General features: G+C 71.4%; 22 protein-coding genes. 8 read left to right on the top strand and 14 right to left on the bottom strand.

Features of this window, described 5'->3' with window-relative positions; translation table 11 throughout:
- Positions 1–129 precede the first annotated feature (129 nt).
- Entirely contained in the window at positions 130–1,425 is a 1,296-nt protein-coding gene (locus tag M1E25_RS13505) for a geranylgeranyl reductase family protein (protein ID WP_251414787.1), read from the bottom strand.
- A gap of 127 nt (positions 1,426–1,552) precedes the next feature.
- The gene (locus M1E25_RS13500) at positions 1,553–2,560 is read right to left on the bottom strand and encodes a helix-turn-helix domain-containing protein (protein ID WP_251414784.1); all 1,008 of its coding nucleotides are present in this window, start codon (positions 2,558–2,560) and stop codon (positions 1,553–1,555) included.
- Positions 2,561–2,642: 82 nt separating this feature from the next.
- Between M1E25_RS13500 and M1E25_RS13495 the strand changes: the two genes are divergently transcribed.
- Positions 2,643–2,906, top strand: a complete 264-nt coding sequence (locus M1E25_RS13495; protein WP_251414781.1) for a hypothetical protein — start codon at positions 2,643–2,645, stop codon at positions 2,904–2,906.
- A gap of 116 nt (positions 2,907–3,022) precedes the next feature.
- On the opposite strand, the gene M1E25_RS13490 is transcribed toward M1E25_RS13495, so the two are convergent.
- Positions 3,023–3,691 (bottom strand): hypothetical protein, encoded by a 669-nt coding sequence (locus M1E25_RS13490; protein ID WP_251414778.1) that lies wholly within the window; start codon positions 3,689–3,691, stop codon positions 3,023–3,025.
- Positions 3,692–4,453: 762 nt separating this feature from the next.
- Between M1E25_RS13490 and M1E25_RS13480 the strand changes: the two genes are divergently transcribed.
- The 4 genes from M1E25_RS13480 (at position 4,454) to M1E25_RS13465 (ending at position 7,919) form a co-directional block, all read left to right on the top strand.
- Positions 4,454–4,783 carry a hypothetical protein gene (locus M1E25_RS13480; protein ID WP_251414897.1) on the top strand — a complete coding sequence of 110 codons (330 nt, stop codon included), beginning with the start codon at positions 4,454–4,456 and terminating at the stop codon, positions 4,781–4,783.
- A 643-nt stretch (positions 4,784–5,426) separates the two neighbouring features.
- A complete protein-coding gene (locus tag M1E25_RS13475) occupies positions 5,427–5,567 on the top strand; it encodes a hypothetical protein (protein WP_372500742.1) in 141 nt (46 codons plus the stop codon).
- Positions 5,568–5,586: 19 nt separating this feature from the next.
- The gene (locus M1E25_RS13470; protein ID WP_251414775.1) at positions 5,587–7,440 is read left to right on the top strand and encodes a glycoside hydrolase family 15 protein; all 1,854 of its coding nucleotides are present in this window, start codon (positions 5,587–5,589) and stop codon (positions 7,438–7,440) included.
- Entirely contained in the window at positions 7,437–7,919 is a 483-nt protein-coding gene (locus tag M1E25_RS13465; RefSeq protein ID WP_251414773.1) for a hypothetical protein, read from the top strand. The genes M1E25_RS13470 and M1E25_RS13465 overlap by 4 nt, the downstream gene beginning before the upstream one ends.
- Positions 7,920–7,951: 32 nt before the next feature.
- On the opposite strand, the gene M1E25_RS13460 is transcribed toward M1E25_RS13465, so the two are convergent.
- From M1E25_RS13460 to M1E25_RS13450, 3 genes are all read right to left on the bottom strand, one after another.
- Positions 7,952–9,247 (bottom strand): RNA polymerase sigma factor, encoded by a 1,296-nt coding sequence (locus M1E25_RS13460; RefSeq protein ID WP_251414768.1) that lies wholly within the window; start codon positions 9,245–9,247, stop codon positions 7,952–7,954.
- Positions 9,248–9,351: 104 nt separating this feature from the next.
- Complete coding sequence (locus M1E25_RS13455) at positions 9,352–9,714, bottom strand: YciI family protein (RefSeq protein WP_251414766.1); 363 nt, start codon at positions 9,712–9,714, stop codon at positions 9,352–9,354.
- Positions 9,715–9,863: 149 nt separating this feature from the next.
- The gene (locus M1E25_RS13450; RefSeq protein ID WP_251414764.1) at positions 9,864–10,877 is read right to left on the bottom strand and encodes an asparaginase; all 1,014 of its coding nucleotides are present in this window, start codon (positions 10,875–10,877) and stop codon (positions 9,864–9,866) included.
- 136 nt (positions 10,878–11,013) lie between these two features.
- Here M1E25_RS13450 and M1E25_RS13445 point away from each other — a divergent pair, with 136 nt between their 5' ends.
- Positions 11,014–11,469, top strand: a complete 456-nt coding sequence (locus M1E25_RS13445) for an Lrp/AsnC family transcriptional regulator (protein ID WP_251414761.1) — start codon at positions 11,014–11,016, stop codon at positions 11,467–11,469.
- Positions 11,470–11,566: 97 nt separating this feature from the next.
- Here M1E25_RS13445 and M1E25_RS13440 read toward each other — a convergent pair whose 3' ends face one another.
- Positions 11,567–12,757, bottom strand: coding sequence for an acyltransferase family protein (locus tag M1E25_RS13440; protein ID WP_251414759.1), 1,191 nt, complete (start codon positions 12,755–12,757; stop codon positions 11,567–11,569).
- 388 nt (positions 12,758–13,145) lie between these two features.
- Between M1E25_RS13440 and M1E25_RS13435 the strand changes: the two genes are divergently transcribed.
- Entirely contained in the window at positions 13,146–13,964 is an 819-nt protein-coding gene (locus M1E25_RS13435) for a polysaccharide deacetylase family protein (protein WP_251414894.1), read from the top strand.
- Between the two features lie 187 nt (positions 13,965–14,151).
- Here the strand turns inward: M1E25_RS13435 and M1E25_RS13430 are convergent, their stop codons facing one another.
- From M1E25_RS13430 to M1E25_RS13405, 6 genes are all read right to left on the bottom strand, one after another.
- Positions 14,152–15,357 (bottom strand): AbrB family transcriptional regulator, encoded by a 1,206-nt coding sequence (locus tag M1E25_RS13430; RefSeq protein WP_251414757.1) that lies wholly within the window; start codon positions 15,355–15,357, stop codon positions 14,152–14,154.
- 262 nt (positions 15,358–15,619) lie between these two features.
- Positions 15,620–16,312 carry a demethylmenaquinone methyltransferase gene (locus M1E25_RS13425; protein WP_251414755.1) on the bottom strand — a complete coding sequence of 231 codons (693 nt, stop codon included), beginning with the start codon at positions 16,310–16,312 and terminating at the stop codon, positions 15,620–15,622.
- A gap of 27 nt (positions 16,313–16,339) precedes the next feature.
- Positions 16,340–16,954 (bottom strand): Uma2 family endonuclease, encoded by a 615-nt coding sequence (locus tag M1E25_RS13420; RefSeq protein ID WP_251414753.1) that lies wholly within the window; start codon positions 16,952–16,954, stop codon positions 16,340–16,342.
- 107 nt (positions 16,955–17,061) lie between these two features.
- The gene (locus M1E25_RS13415; protein WP_251414751.1) at positions 17,062–17,613 is read right to left on the bottom strand and encodes an imidazolonepropionase-like domain-containing protein; all 552 of its coding nucleotides are present in this window, start codon (positions 17,611–17,613) and stop codon (positions 17,062–17,064) included.
- 5 nt (positions 17,614–17,618) lie between these two features.
- Positions 17,619–18,818 (bottom strand): cyclic dehypoxanthinyl futalosine synthase, encoded by a 1,200-nt coding sequence (gene mqnC, locus M1E25_RS13410; RefSeq protein WP_251414749.1) that lies wholly within the window; start codon positions 18,816–18,818, stop codon positions 17,619–17,621.
- Between the two features lie 142 nt (positions 18,819–18,960).
- Positions 18,961–19,869: a menaquinone biosynthetic enzyme MqnA/MqnD family protein gene (locus M1E25_RS13405; protein WP_251414747.1), complete on the bottom strand. Its 909-nt coding sequence runs from the start codon at positions 19,867–19,869 to the stop codon at positions 18,961–18,963.
- A 296-nt stretch (positions 19,870–20,165) separates the two neighbouring features.
- On the opposite strand from M1E25_RS13405, the gene M1E25_RS13400 reads away from it, so the two are divergent.
- Entirely contained in the window at positions 20,166–20,369 is a 204-nt protein-coding gene (locus M1E25_RS13400) for a cold-shock protein (protein ID WP_019707740.1), read from the top strand.
- A gap of 159 nt (positions 20,370–20,528) precedes the next feature.
- Here the strand turns inward: M1E25_RS13400 and M1E25_RS13395 are convergent, their stop codons facing one another.
- Positions 20,529–22,478: an AMP-dependent synthetase/ligase gene (locus M1E25_RS13395; RefSeq protein WP_372500735.1), complete on the bottom strand. Its 1,950-nt coding sequence runs from the start codon at positions 22,476–22,478 to the stop codon at positions 20,529–20,531.
- Positions 22,479–22,765 lie beyond the last annotated feature (287 nt).

Raw genomic sequence — 22,765 nt, 5'->3', positions numbered from 1 at the left:
GCCTCTATAGGCCCACTCCTGATACTTCCAAAAATGAACATACCAAAGTTGGAAGTCTTCTCCAGGGGGACGTGAAGGCGCCCCGGCAGCGTGTGCCGGGGGCGCCTTCGGAACGCTGAAACTCGCAGGTCAGGCCTTCGGGGCAACCTTGCTGAGGCCGTTGATGATGCGGTCCATCGCGTCCCCGCCCGACGGGTCGGTGAGGTTCGCCAGCATCTTGAGGGTGAACTTCATCAGCGTCGGATGCGTCAGACCGCGCTGCGTCGCGATCTTCATGACCTTCGGGCTGCCGATCATCTTCACGAAGGCGCGGCCGAGCGTGTAGTAGCCGCCGTAGGTGTCCTTGAGGATCTTCGGGTAGCTGTGCAGCACCCGTTCCCGGCCCTCGGCGGTCTGCCGCGCCTGGGCCTGGACGATGACGTCGGCGACGATCTGCCCCGACTCCATCGCATAGGCGATGCCCTCGCCGTTGAACGGGTTGACCAGGCCGCCCGCGTCGCCGACCAGCAGCAGGCCCTTGGTGTAGTGCGGCTGCCGGTTGAACGCCATCGGCAGCGCCGCGCCGCGGATCGGGCCGGTCATGTTCTCCGGCGTGTAGCCCCAGTCCTCGGGCATCGAGGCGCACCAGGTCTTGAGGACCTCGCGCCAGTCCAGCTCCTTGAACGCCTCGGAGGTGTTGAGCACACCGAGGCCGACGTTGGAGGTGCCGTCACCCATGCCGAAGATCCAGCCGTAACCGGGCAGCAGCCGCTCCTGGCCCTCGCGGCGGTCCCACAGCTCCAGCCAGGACTCGAGGTAGTCGTCGTCGTGACGGGGAGAGGTGAAGTACGTCCGCACGGCGACGCCCATCGGGCGGTCCTCGCGGCGGTGCAGCCCCATGGCCAACGACAGCCGGGTGGAGTTGCCGTCGGCGGCGACCACCAGCGGGGCGTGGAAGGTGACCGGGGTCTTCTCCTCGCCGAGCTTGGCGTGCACGCCGGTGATCCGGCCGGTGCTCTCGTCGGTGATCGGGGCGCCCACGTTGCAGCGCTCGTAGAGCCGGGCGCCGGCCTTCTCGGCCTGGCGGGCCAGCTGTTCGTCGAAGTCGTCGCGCTTGCGGACCAGCCCGTAGTCCGGGTAGCTGGCCAGTTCGGGCCAGTCGAGCTGGAGGCGCACACCGCCGCCGATGATCCGCAGGCCCTTGTTGCGCAACCAGCCCGCCTCCTCGGAGACATCGATGCCCATGGCCACGAGCTGCTTGGTGGCACGCGGCGTCAGGCCGTCGCCGCAGACCTTCTCGCGGGGGAATGCCGTCTTCTCCAGCAGGAGGACGTCGAGTCCCGCCCTGGCCAGGTGGTAGGCGGTCGTCGAACCGGCGGGGCCGGCCCCGACAACGATCACATCGGCGCTGCGCTCGGAGGCTGCGTTCGAGGCGGGCTCGGTCACGTCGATACTCCCGACGAGAGGTGGTGCGGCGGCCGCACGAGCAGGTTCGTCAGGCACGGCCGGCCCGGGACGGGCTTCAGTCTATGCAGCGGCCCCGGACCCCCCGCGCCCGGGCGTACCCGAGGAGTCAGGACCGCGCGGCAGGCGCGGAGGCCCCCGCCCCGGCGGTTTCCGTTCGGCACGGGCCGCGGAACGTACGCCGGTAGGCGTGCGGGGAGGTGCCGAGCCGTTTGACGAAGTGGTGCCGCAGCACGGCGGCGTCACCGAAACCGGCCCGGGCGGCGATGGACTCCACGGTCAGGTCGGTGTCCTCCAGGAGGTTCCGGGCCCGCAGCAGCCGCTGCGCCAGCATCCACTGGTACGGCGTGGTACCCGTCTCCTGACGGAAGCGACGGGCGAAGGTGCGCGGCGACAGGTGTGCACGCTCGGCGAGTTCACCGACGGTGACCTCCTCCTCGAGATGCTCCTCCATCCAGCGCAGGGAGCCGCCGATGGCGTCCTGCGCCCGCTGCGCGGGCACGGCGTATTCGATGTACTGGGCCTGGCCGCCCTCCCGGTGCGGGGGCACCACCATGCGGCGGGCGATGGCGTTGGCGACCTTGCTGCCGAGTTCCAGGCGGACGAGGTGCAGACAGGCGTCGATACCGGCCGCGGTCCCGGCGGAGGTGACCACCGACCCGTCCTGGACGTACAGCACGTCGGGTTCGACGGCCGCCCGCGGGTAGCGGCGCGCCAGCAGCCCGGTGTAGCGCCAGTGGGTGGTGCAGCGCCTGCCGTCGAGCAGACCCGCGGCTCCGAGCAGGAAGGCGCCGGAGCAGACGCTGAGCACCCAGGCCCCTCGGTCGACGGCCGCACGGAGCGCGTCGAGGAGGGGTTCCGGGAACTCCCGGCTCGAATAGCCCTGCCCGGCCGGGATCGCGATGAGGTCGGCCTCCACGAGGCGCTCGAGGCCGTGGGGGGTGTCGACGGTGAAACCGGGATGCGCGCGCAGCGGGGGCTGCTCGGCGGCAACCATGGCAAAGTCATGTACCGGAAGTCCCTGTTCACTGCGATCCATGCCGAACACCTCCGCGACGACGCCGAGTTCGAAGGCATTGACTCCATGGGTCAGCACGAGGGCGACGTTGTTCAGCATGCGCCCAGCATGGCAGTAATTCAGTGCTGCATGTCAGTACTGCCACTGCTGTTGCGTGCTGCGCAGGACGATCCTCGAGGACATGAACACACCACTCGGCGCATTCCTGGACTTTGCAGTCGTCACCGGTATCGCGCTCGTCGTCCTGCTCCCGCCGGTCGTCGGGGCGCTTCGCGAGCACCGCGTGACCCGGCAGATCCGCAGGGCAGAGCGACGGTGCGACACGAACGGAACTCCCCGGGCGTCGGGGCCGGCCCCCGACGTCGCCTGCGAGCCGGGCAGCCGCCCGAACGCAGGCGCCGGCGCCGTCACGCGCGTGCAGTCCGTGCAGCTCTGCGGCGGCTGACCGGGGAGCCAGGGGGCAGGGGCCGTCGGACGGGGGCGCGGGGCCGGGGAGAGGTACGGGGTGCGGGCCGGAGTGCGGACCGCACCGTCCGACGGCCTCCGGCCCTCAGTCGGCCCTCAGCCGGTCAGCGGCACCGTCAGCAGCGCACGCGGCAGCGGCCGCCCCGCGGGGAACGTCCAGTGCGCCAGCTCGACCCGCCGGGCCTCGGTCGTTGCGCGATCGAGCGTGCGACGTGCGGCCACCCAGTCGATCAGCGTCTTCGCCTGCTCGGACTCCAACGGGGCGGCGAAGTGGAGGACGTTGGCGTACCAGATGTCCCGCTTCACGGTCTCGTACCGGCCGTCCTCGCCGAGTGCGTCCGCCAGGCGTCCGGCCGCACCGTCCACGGGCTCGGCGCAGGCCATGACGCTGCCGGGCGTGAGCGTGAGACCGGTCAGCCGGAGCCGGACCGGCGGCACGCCCGTCGCCGCAGCCCGCATCGCGCGGCCGTGGCGGCCCAGGGCCGGATCGTCGGCGGGCACCTGGGAGCGGTAGGGCTCCAGGGTGCGCACGGTGAAGTGCGACGAACTGCCGGCCCCGGTGGGCCAGTGGGCCTTGCCGGCGACCGCACCCGCCTCGGCGGCAAGGCGGTCGAGGCAGGCTGCCGTCACGGTGTCCGGTCGCAACAGCACGGACAGGCCCCAGCGGGAGTCGCCGTCGCACGGCGCCGACTGGCACGGATGACTCCTGGCCAGGAGCGCCTCCCGGCCGCGGTCGAAGAGCGCGTCGAACGGCGTGGCTGTCATGAACGGAGATTAGCTGCAATGCAGTTCGGGGACTCACGCCTTCCGCAGCAGGGGCTCGGAGGGGATGGCCCGGATGGCATTGCACGTCGCGACCGAGGACGGCGATCGAGCTGACGGATCAGAACCGCTGCCCGGGCGGGGAACCCGTCCAGGGCAGCTCCCGGGGCACATGTTCCAGGTCGTTGTGGACGAGCAGAGCGGCGGGACGACCGGGGGCGTAGCGGATGACCGTCAGCGCCGAGTTCGCGGCGCGGTTCGTCGCCCTCCACCGGCCCGCTGAGAAGCGGCTCGGCCTCAGCGGGCCGGCGCGGGATCCAACTCGCGTTCCTCCCTTGGGAATCCGTTCACGAAGTCCAGCAGGAAGTCGGCCGCGTCCGGCGGGAGTTCGTCCCCGTCGAAACACGTCGGGCACGAACCGCGCCCTTCAGCCGCACGTGTTCGCCTCGCCGTCGCGCCGGTGGGGCGGCCCGCGGGCCCGGCTGCCGGACGGAAGAAGGTGGGACGCCGTCTGCGACGACGTCCTGGCGGGCCCGAGCCTGGACTTGCCGGTCGAGGAGCACCTGGTCGGCCCGGTGAGCGCGCTGGACGCGGCGCGGAAGCTGATGGGGTGCAGAACTGCGAGCGGCGTTACGCCTCAGGGCGGGCGCAGGCCGGTGGGCGGAGGGAAGCCGGCTCCAGGCGGACGCAGCAGTGACCGGGGCGGGGCGCCAGGCACGCCTGGCGGCCGCTGTCGGCGAGCCCTTCCAGTACGCCGCGGAGCAGGTGCAGGTTCATGCCGCACACCGTCTGGGTGTGTTCGCGGGCGACTGGCCCACCGACCTCGCCCCGTGGATCAACGACATCGTTCCGGGCAGCGCCCAGCAGGCCATGTACGCCGTCGGAGCGATCGAGATCGTCGCGGGCCTTGCCGTCGCGCTCGCCCCGCGCTTCGGGGGCCGGCTGGTGGCCGGATGGCTCGCGGGCATCATCGTCGACCTGCTGACCATCCCCGGCCACTACGACGTCGCACTGCGCGACTTCGGCCTGCTGCTCGGTGCTGTCGCCCTCGCCCGGCTCGCCCAGCGCTACCACGGCAAGCGGCAGTCTCACTGACGGCAGACGTCAGCCACGGAAAGTGACGAGGCGGGTGGGCCCTCCACCGGCTCACCCGCTGGGCGTGGGGAGGTCTGCGTCCGGTCCGCGGAAGGTCAACACCATGCCGGAACAGACCCTGCGCGCGGTCGCGGACCACGGCCGCATTCCCCGGCGACACTGTCCATGGCACGTATGCGCAGGCCCAACAGGTACTCGATGACCTCGAGGCTGTCGGAGTGTCCTACGACCACGTGGTGCGCGTGCCGGAAGACGAGGGCGTCAGCAAGTTCACGGCCTCCGGCAAGGAGCTCTTCGAGCAGCTGGACACCGATCTGCGCACCAAACGCGCCGCCTGATGCAACCGGTCGCCGACCGAGTGATCCTGGCGAAGCAGCCTGCGACCGCCGACGACGGACACACCGGGAAACACCGCAACCGCCCGCAGCACGGTGCCATCGACGACGATGGACTCCAGGGCGGCGGGGCCGGGTCGCGGCGCCCCGCCTTCGGTCTGCGGGCAGAGCCAACGCAGCAAAGGAGAGCACATGACCGCGAACACGGTATTCGTGATCCCCGGAGCCGGCCCGGCGGGTGCGCAGGCAGCACAGACCCTCCGGGAGGATCCGCCTTCCGGCTCGCCGAGGGCCGGGTACTGGCCGGCATGAACGTCAACGTCCGGGACGTCACCGACCCGATCCGCGCCCTCATCACCTCCGGGAAACCGGGCGATCCGACGCGGCTCGCCGACTCCGGCGTGCCCCTGAGCGACCTTCTCGTCCGGCCCGGCCCGGCCGGACGATAGCCCGGAGAGTGTGGTCTCGGTGACAGCCCCGCCTCCCGGATCCGGCCGCACCCCGACCGGCGCGGACACCGCACAGCCGCCGGTGCGGGCGGACGGATACGCGCCGTTGCGGGACTACGCCGTGATCGGAGACGGACGCTGCGCCGCGCTCGTCGCCCGCGACGGCGCGGTGGACTGGCTGGCCTGGCCCGACCTGGACTCGCCCGCCCTCTTCGCCGCCGTCCTCGACCAGGCCCGCGGCGGCAGGTTCCTCCTCCAGCCCGACGTGCCCTGCACCGCGGCCCGCCGCTACCTCCCCGGCACCAACGTCCTTCAGACGACGTTCACCACCGCGCACGGCACGGTCCGGCTGACCGACGCCCTGACCCTGTCCGACAACCTCTCGCTGGCGCCCGGCCGGGAACTGGTCCGGCGGATCGAGGGCCTCGCCGGCAGCGTCCCCATGCGCTGGAGCGTCCAGCCGCGCTTCGAGTACGGCACTCGCGCACCGCTCATCACCCGGCGTGCCGGGGTCCCGATGGCGGCCTCCGGGCCCCATGCGGTCGCCGTCTGCGCCTGGAACGCGGGAGAGCCGCAGTGCACGCACGACTCCGTCACCGCACGATTCCGGACCGACGCCGGTACCCAGGGCCTGATCGCGCTGGCCTACGCACACCAGGAACCGCTGGTCCTGCCCGCTCGCGCCGAATGCGAGGACCGCCTGGAGAAGACCACCGCCACCTGGCGGCAGTGGGCCGACCACCGCACCTGCACCGGCCCCTGGCGCGACGCGGTGCTGCGCAGCGCCCTCGCCCTCAAACTCCTGGTCTTCGCGCCCTCCGGCGCGGTCGCCGCCGCCGCGACCGCCTCGTTGCCCGAGGAGCTCGGCGGCAGACGCAACTGGGACTACCGCTTCAGCTGGATCCGCGACTCCGCCTTCACCCTCGACGCCTTCCTCAAGCTGGGCTGCGCACCGGAAGCCACCAGCTACTTCTGGTGGCTGATGCACGCCTCCCAGCTCACCCACCCCCGCCTCCACGTCCTGTACCGCCTCGACGGCGGTACCCGCACACCCGAGCAGGCCCTGCCCCTGTCGGGTTACCAGGGCTCGGCGCCCGTGCGCGTCGGCAACGCGGCCGCCGGGCAGGTCCAACTCGACACCTACGGCGAACTACTGCAGACCGCCTGGCTGTACGCCGCTGCAGGCGGAAGGCTGGACGCTGACATCGCCCGCAGACTGGCCGAGACCGCCGACTTCATCTGCACCGTCTGGCGGCAGCCCGACGCCGGCATCTGGGAGGTGCGCAGCGAGCCCGAGCACTTCACCCAGTCCAAGATGATGTGCTGGATCGCCCTCGACCGCGCCCTCGACCTGGCCGGACGGCAACTGATCCCCGACCGGCACTCCGCTCGCTGGCGGCGGGAGCGACAGGCCATCGCAGCGTTCGTCGACGACCGCTGCTTCAGCCCGCGACTGAACACTTACGTGCGCTCCGCCGACAGCAACGCCCTGGACGCCGGTCTCCTGCTCGGTCTGCTCCACGGCTACCGCGCGCCCGACGACTCGCGCATGCGCGGCACCGTCGCCGCCATCCAGCGCACACTCCAGGACGGGCCCTACGTCAACCGCTACCTGCGCCCCGACGGCCTCACCGGCACCGAAGGCGCCTTCCTCGCCTGCTCGTTCTGGCTCGCCGAAGCGCTGGCCCTGTGCGGTCGCGTTGATGAAGCCGCCCACCTCGTGGACCGGCTCGTGGCCCTCGCCAACGATGTCGGCCTGTTCAGCGAAGAGGTCGACCCAGCCACCGGCATGTTCCTCGGCAACCTGCCTCAGGGCCTGTCCCACCTGGCCCTGATCAACGCCGCCTGCGCCATCGGGGAGGCAGCACGATGAGCATCTGGGCCGCGCTGGCCGGCGGGTTCGTCGGCACCCTGATCCTGACCACCGGCCTGCGCGCAGCCAACGCCGCCAACCTCACCCGCATCGACCTGCCGTTCCTGCTCGGCACCGCCTTCACCACCAACCGGACCCGTGCCAAAGCTCTCGGCTACGGCGTGCACTTCGTCGACGGCCAGATCTTCGCCCTGCTCTACTACGCCGTCTTCGCCGCGATCGGCTACAGCAGCTGGTGGCTGGGTACCGTCTTCGGCCTCGTTCACGGCCTGTTCGCCGCCACTGCGCTGGTCAACATCCTGCTGCCCCTCATCCACCCGCGCATGGGCACCCTCCACACCAGCGCCCCCGATGTCGCTCTGCTGGAACCGCCCGGCTTCCTCATGCTCAACTACGGCCGCAGCACCCCCGCCGTCACGCTCGCAGCACACCTCGCCTACGGCACCGTCGTCGGCGGGTTCCTGGCCTGGCCCGACTGAGCGGGCCTTCGGCCCACACGAACTTCGCTCTCTCACAACCGACCGGTTCGAGAGTGCCGGCCCAGCGCCGCGGCGCGTTCGCGCAGCAGCCGGCGCTCCGGGGCATTGCGGGCGAGGGACGCGGCCCGATCCAGCTCCTGCCGCGCCTCCGCGACACGGCCGAGCCGGGCCAGGAAGTCCGCGCGCACGCTGGGCAGCAGGTGGTAGTCCTGCAGCGTCGGCTCCCCGGCCAGCGCGTCGACCGCCTCGAGCCCCCTGGCCGGCCCGTGGGCCATCGAGACGGCGACGGCACGGTTCAACTCCACGACGGGGGACGGCGCACGCCGGGCCAGCGCCTCGTACAGCGCGACGATCCGCTCCCACTCCGTGTCCTGGGGGTCGAGCGCCCGGGCGTGGCAGGCGGCGATGGCGGCCTGGAGGGCGTACGGCCCGAGTTCGCCGCCGACGGCGTTCGCGCGGGCCAGGGCGGCGAAACCACGGCGGATCAGCAGCCGGTCCCAACGGGTCCGGTCCTGGTCGAGCAGCAGGACGGGCTCCCCCGCCTGGCCGGTGCGGGCGCGGATGCGGGAGGCCTGGATCTCCATGAGCGCGACCAGCCCGTGCACCTCGGACTGCTCCGGCATGAGCCCGGCCAGGACGCGGCCGAGCCGCAGCGCGTCCTCGCAGAGCGCCGGGCGCATCCAGTCGTCCCCGGCCGTGGCCGCGTACCCCTCGTTGAACACCAGGTAGACGACCTCGAGCACCGAGGGCAGCCGGGCCGCGACCTCCGGCCCCTCCGGCGCCTCGAACGGCACCCGCTTTCCGGCGAGCGTGCGCTTGGCGCGGACGATGCGCTGGGCCACGGTCGGCTCCGCCACGAGGAAGGCCCGCGCGATCTCCTCCGTGGTCAGCCCGCCCAGCAGCCGGAGGGTGAGCGCGACGCGTGCTCGCGGGGACAGCACCGGGTGGCAGGCCGTGAAGACGAGCCGCAGCAGGTCGTCCTCGATCCGGCCTTCGTCGAGAACAGCGGCGGTCTCCGGCTCGCTCGCCCACTGCTCGGTCTGCTGCCCCCGGCCGAGGAGTTCGAGCTTGCGGGCGAGGTTCGCGTTCCGGCGCAGCAGGTCGATCGCGCGCCGCTTGGAGGTGGTCATGAGCCACGCCCCCGGGTTGCGCGGGACACCGGAGCCCGGCCACTGCTCGAGTGCGGCGACCAGCGCGTCCTGAGCGAGTTCCTCCGCCACGTCGAGGTCGTTCACGATCCGCGCGATACCGGCGATCAGCCGCGGGGACTCGATGCGCCAGACGGCGTCGACCGCCCGGTGCGCGTCGTCGGAAGCTGTCACGGCCACATCAGAGCAGCACCGCGGAACGGCCGCAACACGTGTCCGGGTGGGGCACGAGCTGCGGCCGCGGGGGTCCGGCGACGGCCCTCAGCGGTCCGCGCGGCGGGCTCTCAGAGCTGCGCGTCCGGCTCCTCGATCTGCCGGATCTCGGACGTGAGCTCGAACTCGTCACCGTGGAGCCGCACGAACCGCTTCGCCCACTCGATCGCCTCCTCCTTCGACTTCGCCTGGATGATGGCGTAGCCGCCGATGACCTCCTTGGCCTCGGTGAAGGGCCCGTCGGTGACGGTCTCCTTGCCGTGGGACCAGTGCACCCGGGTCCCCTCGGCGGTGGGCCGCAGCCCCGCGGTGTCGAGCAGCACGCCTGCCTTGGTCATCTCGTCGAGGAGCTTGCCCATCTCCTCCATGAGGTCCTGACTGGGGGCGTCTGCCGCCGTGTTCTCATCGAGCCTGAGCATCATCATGAACCGCATCGCACGTCTCCTTGTCGTGTCGCTGCCGGTGCCGTCCCCGGGTCGCCCGGGGACAGGTTCCGGCTTGTACTCACGCGTCGAACGGCACCCGGCCGGATCGACACGACGGGAGAACTTTTCTTCCGGGGCGGAAGACACGACCGGACCGGCTACACCAGCACGGCGGCCGTGGTCGCGGCGGGCCGCGGGTCGGTGATGCGGCGCAACACGTCCGTGCGCTCCGCGTTGCCGGGCGACGCCATCAGCGCGGCGAGGACGGCGATCCGGGCCTGCCCGGCGCGCAGGGTGCCGGTCGGCACCGCGCCGGCGGAGATGAGGTCCACCGCGCCGCCGCCGGTGTAGATCGGCGTGACGGGGCCGGCCGGGACCCGGGTGGTCAGGGCGACGAGGACGCCGCGCTCCACCGCGCGGCACACGGCCCGGGTGAACTCCGGGGTGGCGTTGCCCGCGCCGGTGGCGACGAGGACGACGCCACGCGCGCCCGCGTCGAGGGCGGCGTCGAAGAGAGCCGGGTCCGCATCCGTGTGGTGCATGACCATGTCGACCCGGGGCAGCGGTGCGTCCAGGTCCGGCAGGTCCAGCGGCTCGGAACGGTCCGGCCGGCGCAGCAGTTCCACGCGGCCGAAGCCGACCCGGCCGACCGGCGCGTGGGAGGGGTCGGCGAACGCGTCGGCCGCGACGGTCTGGGTCTTCATGGTGCCGCGCGCCGCGTGAACGCGGCCCGCGAAGACCGCAAGGGTGCCCGCGTCCTCGATGCTGGAGGCCGTGAGCAGCGCGTCGTAGAGGTTGCCGGCAGCGTCCCCGTCCTCGGCCTCGAGCGGCCGCTGGGCGCCGGTGAAGACGACGGGCCGCCGGTCCCGGTGGTAGAGGTCGAGCAGGAACGCCGACTCCTCGAGGGTGTCGGTGCCGTGGGTGACGACCACGCCGTCGACGGCGGGTTCGGCCAGCACGTCGTGGACCGCGCGGAGCAGCGTGAGCTGGTGGGTGGTGGTCAGACGCGGGCTGTTGACGGTGAAGAGGTCGACGACCTCGGTCTCGACGCCGTGGGGAATGTCGGCGGCTGCGGCGAGCACGTCCCGGCCGTCCGCCTCGGCCGCGTACCCTGCGCCCTGCCAGCGGCTGGCTATGGTCCCGCCCGTCGTCACCACGACTACGCGTCGCATGTCGTCATCACCCTCTTCCGGTTCTCTCGTACGGCTCGTACCGTGTGCGGCCAACGAGCAAGAATAGGCAACTGCGGTCGAAATAGGATGGCGCGTCTTCACATACGGACGTCCCCCACTGGCAGATAATTGCCTCATGGACGACGTCGACCGCAGTATCTTGCGTGAGCTTCAACGTGACGGGCGGCTGAGCAACCAGGAACTGGCCGGGCGGGTGGGCCTGACCCCGTCCCCGTGCCTGCGCCGGGTGCGACAGCTCGAGGAGGACGGCGTGATCCTCGGCTACCGGGCCGTCGTCGACCCGGCGTCGGTCGGCCGCCGCTTCGAGGTGCTCGTCTCGGTGGAGGTGCGGCGCGACCGCGCGACCGTCGAGGCGTTCGAGGCGGCGGTGCACAACATGCCGGACGTGGTGGAGGCGTTCCGGCTGTTCGGCAGTCCCGGCTGCCTGCTCCGGGTCGCGGTCGCCGACATCGACACCTTCGAGCGGCTGTGGATCGAGCGGCTGACCGCGCTGCCCGGGGTCACCGAGGTCAACTCGCAGATCGTGATGAAGCACATCAAGGAGCCGCACGGCCTGCCCGTGGGGCGGTGAAACGGGTGTCACAGGTTCGAATCGTGGCAGGGCACAGCACGACGACCGGCCGGCTCGGTGGGTTCGTCCGCCGAGCGACGGGGACGGAGTTGACAGCTCACTGTTCACGCCCGACGGAGCGCAACCTGATGAAGGAGGAGTCCAGCCCCCGCTTCAGCAGCCGTGCTACCGGCCTTTCCACGAGGCGATGGACCACCCAGCTGAGGACCAGGAAGCCGGCGATCACGAGAACGACCAGCAGCCGGGGGTCCATGGTGTCGCGCAGGCGGCTGATGAGCGTCGTGCCGGCAAGGTAGTGCATCAGGTAGAGCGGGTAGGTCAGGCAGCCTGCGGTGACCAGCCCCTTCCAGCGGATGCGATCGGTGAAGCCGAGCGCCACAGCCACCATGACGAGCAGGAACACTGTGAAGATCAGCACGGATCCGCGCCAGCTGGAGACGTCTTCGTGCTCGACCCGCATCCCCAGCTCCCGCTGGCCCATCAGCCACGCCATGGCGAGGATGCTCCACAGCAACAGGTCCTGGCCGAAGCGGTGCATGAGGTACAGCGCCAGTCCCGCGATGAAGTACCAGGCAGCACCCGGGTCGGCCCCCAGCACCAGCAGGGGGAAGCCGGACGCCGGGGCGAGCATCGCAGCCGCACCCCAGACGCAGCACAGCACGACGACCCTGCGGTAGGTCAGCCCCATGACGACGACGACCATGAAGAGCAGGTAGAACCGCAGCTCCGACCAGAGAGTCCAGTAGACGATGTCGACGTTCCGTACGCCGGATCCCGACTGCAGCATGGTGAGGTTGAGCAGGATGTCCCGCCCCTGCGGCCGCCGCCACACGCCCGGCAGGGCGACCAGGACTGTCACAGTGAAGAGCACGGCGATCCAGTACGCCGGATAGAGGCGGACCACCCGTGACACGAAGAATTCCTTCGGGCTGCGTCCCCAGCACGACATGCAGATCACGAAGCCGCTGATCACGAAGAAGATCTCGACGCCGACCCAGCCGAAGGAGGCGAAGCGGAACACCGTGGGCATGATCTCGGAGACCGGCCGCCCCCAGATCGGGTTGCCCGGCCGGTCGACCCGGGTGGTGCCCACGTAGTGGTGCAGGGCCACCATGAGCGCGGCGGCAAGGCGTATGCCGTCGATGGCATACAGCCGGGGCCGCGCCCGACGGGTGGGGGCAGCCTCCCGCCCCCGGGCCGCCTGCGGCGGTGGCTCGGCGACGGCGACACCGCCGGCCCCGAGCAACGCGACGGTCGGGGGGAGCGGCTGCTGCACATTGCCCTGCATCAGAACTGGGCCATCCTCACGAGGGGGAACCGACGGGACCCGGAGCCGAGGGCCACGGGCGGCTCACGCTACGTGCCGCAAGGCCCGCCCGGATCGGACAGATGAAGACACTTCACGCTCCGGGGAATCGACGTTTCAGGAACTCTCGTGGACGCGCCACGCAGTGTTCCCCGGCACTTCACCCACCAGGACCGCCGGCCTCGTGACTCACCCCGGTGAGCCTCGGATCCGGGCTCGCGCGAACCCGGCGGAGCGTCGCGCACCACACGTCAACCGCCCCCGCCGCAAGGCCGGGACCCGGGCCGCGCCGTACTCGGTGGCGGTGGCCGGGTGCTCCCGCCTCCACCGGGCGGACCGCCGGCGAAGCCGGGCTACGGTGATCGACGTGATGCAGCGAGCGGGACGAACCACGACGACCATGCGCCGGCTGACCAGCCTCATCGTGGCGGCAGTGCTGGCGGGCGGGTGCGGGAGTACGCACAGCGAGAAAGCCGCGGCGGAGCGGAGCCACCAGCCGGTCACGGCTGCCCGGTCGACCCTGCCGCAGCTGATTCCGCCCCCGCCTCCACCGCGGATCAAGCCGCCGTTGCCCACCTCGCCGGGGAACGGAACGCACCGGGCGCTGCCGATCGACCGGATACCCACCCGTGAGAGGGTCGTCTTCCTCACCGTCGATGACGGTGCAGCCAAGGATCCGGCCTTCGCAGAGATGATGCGCACCCTGCGCGTGCCGTTCAGCATGTTCCTGACCGACTCCCTGGCCGGGGACGACTACCCCTACTTCGCCCGCCTGCAACGGCTCGGCAACAAGGTGCAGAACCACACCCTGAGCCACAAACGGCTGGCCGGTCTCCCCTATGCCGACCAACGGGCGGAGATATGCGGCCAGCAGAACCGCCTGCGAAAGGTCTTCGGAGAACGCCCCACACTGTTCCGCCCTCCGTACGGCTACCACGACGCCACCACCCTGCGGGCGGCGGCGGACTGCGGGATACGCGCGACGGTGCTGTGGCGGGCCAACGTACAGCCCGGGAAACCTGGTCCATTCGCCGGCGACCACCCATTGCGCCCCGGCGACATCGTCCTGTTCCACTTCTTCCCGAAGGAGCGCCTCGAAGGCACCACACTCAAGAAGGTCACCGAGGACCTGCTGCGGGCCATCACCGCCCAGGGCTTCGCCGTCGCCCGGCTCGAGGACTATGTCTGAGCCGGGCGACGGCGAGGAGCACGGTCCCCGGCCGTCCGTGACCCCAGGTTGCGCCCCCGCCCTCTGCGGAGGGGGGAACAGCCGCCCCCGGCGCTGTATCGGAGGAGTGCGAGCAGAGGGCCGTGGAGGGAAGTCCGCCCGGATGTGGTGACCGAAGCAGATCCTGGGTTCGACGCCGCGAGGCAGGTCAGGAAGCGAACTGCCGTTCTTCCTCGGGGGCGCGGACCGCGGCGGGCAGCGCTCCGGCGGGACGGCGCGGAATCCGGGTGCCCCGGCGGGCCGCCCAGCGGATCAGCGGCGGGGTCAGCAGGACCACGGCGAAGAGCCGCAGTCCCTGACTTGTGGAGATCAGCGCGACGTGCGCGTGCAGGGACGAGGCCGTGGCCAGCACCGCGTTGATGCCGCCGGGCGTGGTGGCGAGATAGGCGTCCACGAAGGGGACGCCGGTGGTGACCGACAGGACACCCGCGAGCCCGGCGCACAGGGTGCAGAGGACGAACGTGGTCACGAGCGCGAGCGGCAGCAGCCGTCCCGCGTGGCGCACCGAGGACGGGGTGAACCGGAGCCCCACCTCGAGGCCGACCACGACGAAGACGACGTCCTGGAGCGGCCCCACCGGCAGGAAACCCGTGGCGGCGCCGGTGAACACACCGATCCCGGTCAGCAGCATCGGGCCCAGCAGGGCGGGGGCAGGCAGCCGCAGGCTGCGGCCCGCGTTGACGCCGAGCGCGCACAGGGCGATCAGCACCGTCACTCCGGCGACCGGGTGGGCGGACGAGACCACGGTGAGGGAGTCGGGGAGCAGGGCGGGCGGCCCTCCGGCCGGGGCCGCCGCTCCGCTGTGCAGGGCCATCACCACCAACGGAGCGGTCACGGCGACCAGGGCCACCCTCAGGTACTGCATGAAGGCCACGATCCTGCTGTCCGCGTCCAGCTCCTCCGCACAGGCGATGATGGCCGCCGAACCGCCGGGGACCATGCCGAGGACGGCGTCGGCACGCGCCATCAGGGTGATCCGGGGCAGGAGCAGCGCTCCACCCAGGCAAATGCCGATCGTCGCCAGGATCGTCCCGGCGAGCGGAAGCATCGAGTCCGCGACCGAGGCCATCGACCCCGGGTCGAGATAGCTGCCCATCAGGACGCCGACCACCGCCTGTGCCGCGCGGTTGGCCCGCTTGGGGAACGGGGCGCGCGTCACGCCGGAAAGCGCGGCCGTCACGCCGACGACGAGGGCGGTGAGCAGATGGGCGGCGGGTATTCCGCCCCACCGGGCGACGTTGCCCAACAGGTAGGTCACGGCCACCAGGAACAGCCAGCCGATCATCGTACGGGAGGTGGTCAGCATGCGCCCGAAGGTGGGAGGCGCGGCGGGGAGAACGGAAGTGGCGAACATGGTTGAAAGCCCCTTGAGTGGGTTTCCGGGCACGGGTCCGTCTGTCCGGAAAGCCACCATCCCGAAGCGATGTTGCGGGGTTCTTGCGTGATCTTGCCCGCCACGTAACATGCGGCAACGGCTCAAGAAATGCGCAGGTCAGAGCTGCACGATGCGTTCAAGTCGGTTCTGCGTGCGGCGCTTTGGAACGCGGCGGCAGATGCTCGAGGGCCGTCCGCACGGGTGACGGACGGCCCTCCTCAGTGAGCTCGGGCGGCGCTCGTCAGGGGCGGACGCCGCGGTGCAGGGCGACGATGCCGCCCGTCAGGTTGCGCCAGGCGACCTTCGACCAGCCGGCCTTCTGCAGGCGTGCGGCCAGCGCGGGCTGGTCGGGCCAGGAGCGGATCGACTCGGCGAGGTAGACGTAGGCGTCCGGGTTGCTGCTGACCGCCTCGGCGACCGGCGGCAGCGCCCGCATCAGGTACTCGGTGTAGACCGTGCGGAACGGCTGCCAGGTGGGGTGGCTGAACTCGCAGACGACGACCCGGCCGCCCGGCCGGGTGACCCGCAGCATCTCGGCGAGGGCGGCGTCCGTGTCCTGCACGTTGCGCAGCCCGAAGGAGATCGTGACGGCGTCGAACACCCCGTCCGCGAACGGCAGTTCGGTCGCGTCCCCGGCGGTGAACGGCATCCGCGGGTGGCGCTTCTTGCCCTCGCGCAGCATGCCGAGCGAGAAGTCGCAGGGGACGACGTACGCCCCGGCCTCCACGAACGGCTGCGAGGAGGTGGCGGTACCGGCGGCGAGGTCGAGGATCCGCTCGGTCGGCCGGGCATCGACGGCCTGGGCGACGGCCTTGCGCCACAGCCGGGTCTGGCCCAGCGAGAGCACGTCGTTAGTGAGGTCGTACTTGGCCGCGACGTCGTCGAACATCGCGGCGACTTCGTGCGGCTGCTTGTCCAGGGAGGCTCGGGTCACGCCACCCATGGTGCCGTATGCCCCGGATCAGGGTTCCACGAGCCCTGGCAGGTCGACCTCCACCGGGAACGGGACGTCCGTCTTCAGCGTCCCGGTGTGGATGGGATGCGACGGCGCGGGGACGTACATCCCCATGTCGTGGTGGAACCAGAGTTCATGCACCTCGGGCAGCCCGTCCTGTCCCCGCTCGACACGCCAGAAGTACGGAACCCTGGCCTCGGCGAACATCCCGGGCTTGCGGATGCGGTCGTCCTGCCGGGATCCGGGAGAGACCACCTCGACCACGAGGGCGACCTTCCCGACGGGTACGCACTCCAGGCTGAAGACGTCCAGGTCGCGCTTGTCGTAGACGATGACGTCCGGCTTCGGCGGGTTGTTCTCATCCACCAGCACGCACTGCTCGGAGGCGACGGCGTACGGCTCCCGCTTGGCGCTCCTCAGGCGGTGGTACAGCTCGTCCCGCACCAGGTTGTGCCACAGCGGGGTCATCCCTCGAACCACGATCGCTCCGTCCACCAGCTCCCACTCGAAGGGCAGCTCGAGGTCCTTCACCTGGTCGTACGTCCAGCCCTCGGGTGGCGGGTACATCCACGTGTCCGGGGTGGCCTTCACCAACCGTTCAGCGGTCATCACAGCTCCCATGACGCGAGTGTGGACGCGGGTACGGATCGCGGTCCCGCATTCGACCGTACCGTCACCCGAACCAGCGGGCGGCTCATACGCCGTTGACGCGCGGCGGCAGCCGTCCGTCAGCGGCGCCGATGCACCAGCCGGCCGCCGAGGGCCGTCACCAGGCAGACCCCGGCCTCGTCGTGGACGGTGAAGTCCGCGGGGCCCCCGGGAGTGAGTTCGCGTCGGTGCGGGCCCGGGACGACCCGCACGCCCGACCGCTCGACCGCACGGCGCACCTCGGGCCGGGCGAACGGCCCCGAGACCTCGGTGACCCCGGACGCCAGCAGCCGCTGCACTCCACGCCGGGCGCTGCCGCCCCATCGGGTGTCCGTCATCTCCAGGGCATCGAGGACCGCACCGGTCAGCGGCTCGGCGCCCAGCGCGTCCGCCTCGCGCGGGTCGGGCCAGTAGGCGCCCTCCAGCAGGGCGGGGGCGTCCGGCTCGTACCGGCCGGGGGCCAGTACCCCGTCCCACTCCCGTGTCCGGGCCGTCTCCCCGTACGCGGCGAGCAGCTCCTCCACGGGCCCGACGGCCGCGATCCGGTCGCCGGAGACGACGACCGCGTGCCCGGCGAGCTCCGCGCCGTCCTCGGTGAGGCGGACGGCGCGGACCCGGTGCAACGTCAGCAAGCGGCTCAGCCCGCGTCGATCAGCTTGAGCTCGGGGTGCGCGGTGCCCCCGTCGATCGCGGTGGACGACAGGTGCGAGACGACGTTGTCGTCGACCGGGTCGTTCGCCGGGTCGTCGTGCACCGTCAGGTGCTCGTACGTGGTGGCGCGCTGCGCCGGGACGCGGCCCGCGGCGCGGATCAGCTCGATGATCTCCATCCGGTTCGAGCGGTGCTTGGCGCCGGCGGAGGAGACCACGTTCTCCTCGAGCATGATCGAGCCGAGGTCGTCCGCGCCGTAGTGCAGGGACAACTGGCCGACCTCCTTGCCCGTGGTGAGCCAGGAGCCCTGGATGTGGGCCACGTTGTCGAGGAAGAGCCGCGCGATGGCGATCATGCGCAGGTACTCGAACAGGGTCGCCTGCGTCTGCCCCTTCAGGTGGTTGTTCTCGGGCTGGTACGTGTACGGGATGAAGGCGCGGAAGCCGCCGGTGCGGTCCTGCACGTCCCGGATCATGCGCAGGTGCTCGATCCGCTCGGCGTTCGTCTCGCCAGTGCCCATCAGCATGGTGGAGGTCGACTCGACGCCCATCCCGTGCGCCGTCTCCATGATCTCCAGCCAGCGCTCGCCGGACTCCTTGAGCGGGGCGATGGCCTTCCGCGGCCGGGCCGGGAGGAGTTCGGCACCCGCGCCCGCGAAGGAGTCGAGGCCGGCGGCGTGGATGCGGCGGATCGCCTCCTCCGGCGTCACACCGGAGATCCGGGCCATGTGCTCGACCTCGGACGCACCGAGGGAGTGGATCACCAGCTGCGGGAACGCCTTCTTGATCGCGGAGAAGTGCTCCTCGTAGTACTCCACGCCGTAGTCGGGGTGGTGGCCGCCCTGGAACATGATCTGGGTGCCGCCGAGTTCGACCGTCTCGGCACAGCGCCGCAGGATGTCGTCGAGGTCGCGGGTCCAGCCCTTGGCGGTGTCCTTGGGCGGGGCGTAGAACGCGCAGAACCGGCACGCCGTCACGCAGACGTTCGTGTAGTTGATGTTCCGCTCGATGATGTACGTCGCGATGTTCTCGGTGCCGGCGTAGCGGCGGCGGCGGACGGCGTCCGCGGCCGATCCGAGGGCGTGCAGCGGCGCGGACCGGTACAGCTCGAGGGCTTCCTCCGGAGTGATCCGGCCGCCGTCGGCTGCGCGGTCGAGGACGGACTGCAGGTCGGCGCTGTCGGTCACCGGGACGTCCCTTTCGGTGGGTCCCCCATGCCGCTGGCCAGGGGAGGAACTGGCGGACCGATCCAGCGTACGCCAGCCCTGCGGGCGTTCCGGCGGGGCCTCCGGACGTCGCACCGCCCGCAGACCCCGGCCCACGGACGGCTCAGGAGCGTCCCAGTACCTCGACACGCACGTCGGAGCGGTATCCGGTGTCCGGACCGGTGCGCCGCGCGAACTCCGTGATCCCGGCCAGCTGTTCACGGCCGAGCCGGAAGTCGAGCGTGGTGAAGTAGCGCTCCAGGAGTCCGGCGCCGAAGGGCTCCCAGCGGGCCGCCTGTTCGGCGACCTTGGCGACCTCCTCGAGCGACAGGTCGCGCGAGGCCAGGAACGCCTGGTGGACCGCGTCCACGATCTGCGGCTCCCGCTCGAGGTAGTCCCGCCGCGCGGCCCAGACGGCGAAGACGAACGGCAGGCCCGTCCACTCCTTCCACATCCGGCCGAGGTCGTGCACCTCGAGCCCCAGCCGGGGGGCGTCGTGCAGGGACGCCCGCAGCGCGGCGTCGCCGATCAGCACCGCTGCCTGCGCCTCCTGCATCATCAGGCCGAGGTCGGGCGGGCAGGTGTAGTAGTCGGGCTCCACGCCGTACCGCTCGGCGAGCAGCAGCTGGGCCAGACGCACGGAGGTGCGGGAGGTCGAGCCGAGGGCGACCCGTTCGCGGTCCAGCCGGTCGAGCGGCAACTGGGAGACGATCACGCAGGACATGACGGGACCGTCGCAGCCCACGGCGATGTCCGGCAGGGCGACCAGGTCGTCGGCGTTGCGCAGGAACTCGACGAGCGTGATCGGCCCGATGTCCAGGTCGCCGCGGACCAGCTGTTCGCTCAGCTTCTCCGGGGTGTCCTTGGTGAGGTCCATGCCGAGGAGAGTTCCTGTACGCGCGAGGCCCCAGTAGAGGGGGAGGCAGTTCAGGAACTGAATGTGGCCGACCCGGGGCCGGCTGCGTCGCCGGTCGTCGGGGACGGTCTCAGATGCTGGCGCGAGGGGGGCTGCCGCTCCGTCGGAAGTGTCCACATCGGGAGATTAGACCCGTGCTCCCCAGGACCTCGCAGCGGGGCGGGGTGCACGCCCGCGGACCCGTTCACCCGTTCCCTGACCAGGGCCGGTGCCCATTTCCGGGAGCTGCGACACCCCACTCACGGGTGATCTTTCCCTCTTCCAGTCTCCGTGAGCACCGTGCTACGCTCGCCGCAAGTTGCAGTTTGGTTTCCCTTGCAGTACAGAGCCTGCGGAGCATGTGACGCCGCAGGCTTTTGTAGTTTTTCAGACTTCTGGAGAGCAGGGCGACCCTTTGGCCCATAGGAGGGCTCATGGCTACCGGAACCGTCAAGTGGTTCAACGCTGAAAAGGGCTTCGGCTTCATCGCCCAGGACGGCGGCGGCCCGGATGTCTTCGTCCACTACTCCGCGATCAACGCGTCTGGCTTCCGCTCCCTCGAGGAGAACCAGACCGTGAACTTCGACGTCACGCAGGGCCCGAAGGGCCCGCAGGCGGAGAACGTCACGCCGGTCTGACCAGCGCGGCTACATCCGGTCGGCCGGCACGGCTGACCTGTAGTACCCAAGGAGCCCCGACCCCCGCTCACGCGGAGGACCGGGGCTCCTGCCTTTGCCGCGACCCGTTTTCCGCAAGCATCCCGGAGGTCTCCCCGGAAACGGGCCGGGACGTGAGCCTCAGGCGGGGACGGAGCCCGGCGGCGTCTTCTCGTACAGCTTCTCGATCTCGCCGCCGAATGCGCGCGCGATCGCCTCGCGCTTCAGCTTCATCGACGGTGTCAGATGCCCCTCCGCCTCGGTGAAGTCCACCGGCAGCACCGTGAAACGCCGGATCGACTCGGCCCGGGAGACCAGGGCGTTGGCATCGTCGACGGCGTGCTGGATCGCGGCCAGCAGTTCCCGGTCGGCCACCAGCTCCCCGATCGGCACCCCCTGCTTCTTGTGCATCTGCCGCCAGTGGAGCAGTCCCTCCGGCTCCAGGGTGATCAGCGCGGAGATGTAGGGCCGGTCGTCCCCGACGACCAGGCACTGCCCCACCAGCGGATGGGCGCGCAGCCGGTCCTCCAGCGGCGCCGGGGCGACGTTCTTGCCTCCCGCGGTGACGATCAGCTCCTTCTTCCGGCCGGTGATGGTCAGATAACCGTCCTCGTCCAGCGCACCGAGGTCACCGGTGGCGAACCATCCGTCGGCGTCCAGCTCGGGACCGGGTACGGCGGCGGAGCGCGCCGCGTCCCAGTAGCCGCCGAACACCACGCCGCCCCGCAGCAGCACCTCCCCGTCGTCCGCGATCCGCACCGAAGTGCCCGGGAGGGGGCGGCCGACCGCGCCCAGCCGGGGCTTGAGCGGCGGGGTCACGGTGGCCGCAGCGGTCGTCTCGGTCAGGCCGTAGCCCTCGTACACCTCGATGCCCGCGCCCGCGTAGAACGCCGCGAGCCGGCGGCCCAGGGGTGAGCCACCGCAGATCGCGTAGCGGACCTTGCCGCCGAGCGCGGCCCTGATCCGACGGTAGACCAGCGGGTCGTACAGCGCCCGGGCGGCCCGCAGGCCGGCCCCCGGGCCCTTACCCGTGCCGTGCTGCTGCGCCTCGGTGGCCTCCCCCCAGCGGCGGGCGATGTTCGCCGCGCGGTCGAAGGACGACGCCCGGCCCATCTTCTCGGCGGTGGCCCGGCCGGTGTTGTAGACCTTCTCCAGGACGTACGGGATGGCCAGCAGGAATGTGGGCCGGAATCCGGCGAGATCGGCCAGCAGGTCCTCGGTGTCGATGCTCGGCGCGTGGCCGAGCCGGACCCGGGCCCGCAGGCAGCCGACGGCGACCATGCGTCCGAAGATGTGGGAGAGCGGCAGGAACAGCAGGGTCGAGGCGGGTTCGGTGCTCACCGACTTGAACACCGGATGGAGCAGCTCGATCGCGTTGTCCACCTCGGCGAAGAAGTTGCCGTGCGTCAGCACGCACCCCTTGGGACGTCCGGTGGTCCCGGAGGTGTAGCAGAGTGTCGCGATGGACGAGGGGCCCAGCAGGGCCCGGCGGGCCGCGACCTCGTCGTCCGGCGTCTCCCGGCCGGCCGTCGCGAGCTGGCCCACCATGCCGCCGGCCGTGCCCGACGCGGCGGAGAACTGCCAGAGGTGTTCGAGGGCGGGCAGCGCCGCGCGCTCGGCACTCACCAGCCGGGCCTGGTCGACGGTCTCGACGGCACAGGCGACGGCGCCGGAGTCCTGGAGGATCCACCGCGCCTGGGCGGCCGAGGCCGTCGGGTAGATGGGGACGGTGACCAGCCCCGCAGCCCAGGCGGCGAAGTCCAGCAGCGTCCACTCGTACGTGGTGCGGGCCATGACGGCGAGCCGGTCACCGGCCCGCAGGCCGTGCGCGATCAGACCCTTCGCGGTCGCCAGAACCTCGGTCCCGAACTCGGCGGCGGTCACATCGGCCCAACTGCCGTCCTTCTGCTTGCGACTGAGGACCGCCTCCTCCGGCGCCTCGGCGGCGTTGACGAACGGGATGTCCGCGAGCGAGCCCTCGAGGGGCAGCGGAACGAGCGGGGGCTGGACGACCTCCCGCACCACTCCGTCCACCACGGAGGTCTGCGGGTCGGCCGAAGGGGGCAGGGGCGGGCTGTTCCTGCTGGACACGTGCGGCTCCTCGTCTCGGGGCGTCGTGCGCGTACGTTTCCCGGGGCCCGGCGCCGCGGTGTCGCGCGCCCGGCTCGCGCCGGCCGGCCACGGCACCGGTGCGACCGACCGGGGGCGGCGGCCTTCGGCCGTGGCCCGCGGGGCTGCGGGGTCCCACCGGTCCCGGTCCGGACGGCGCCGATGTCATGCGGCGGTACTGCGGGAGACCGGCTCGGAGGGGATGCGCGGAGATCGTCCGGGCAGCCGTGCGACGGGGGTGCCGTTCGCCGCCCCCGGAGGCGGGGCCA

Origin of the sequence: Streptomyces meridianus, assembly GCF_023703325.1 — a bacterium.
GTDB classification, from domain to species: Bacteria; Actinomycetota; Actinomycetes; order Streptomycetales; family Streptomycetaceae; genus Streptomyces; species Streptomyces meridianus.
This window is presented reverse-complemented; position numbering and strand designations above follow the sequence as displayed.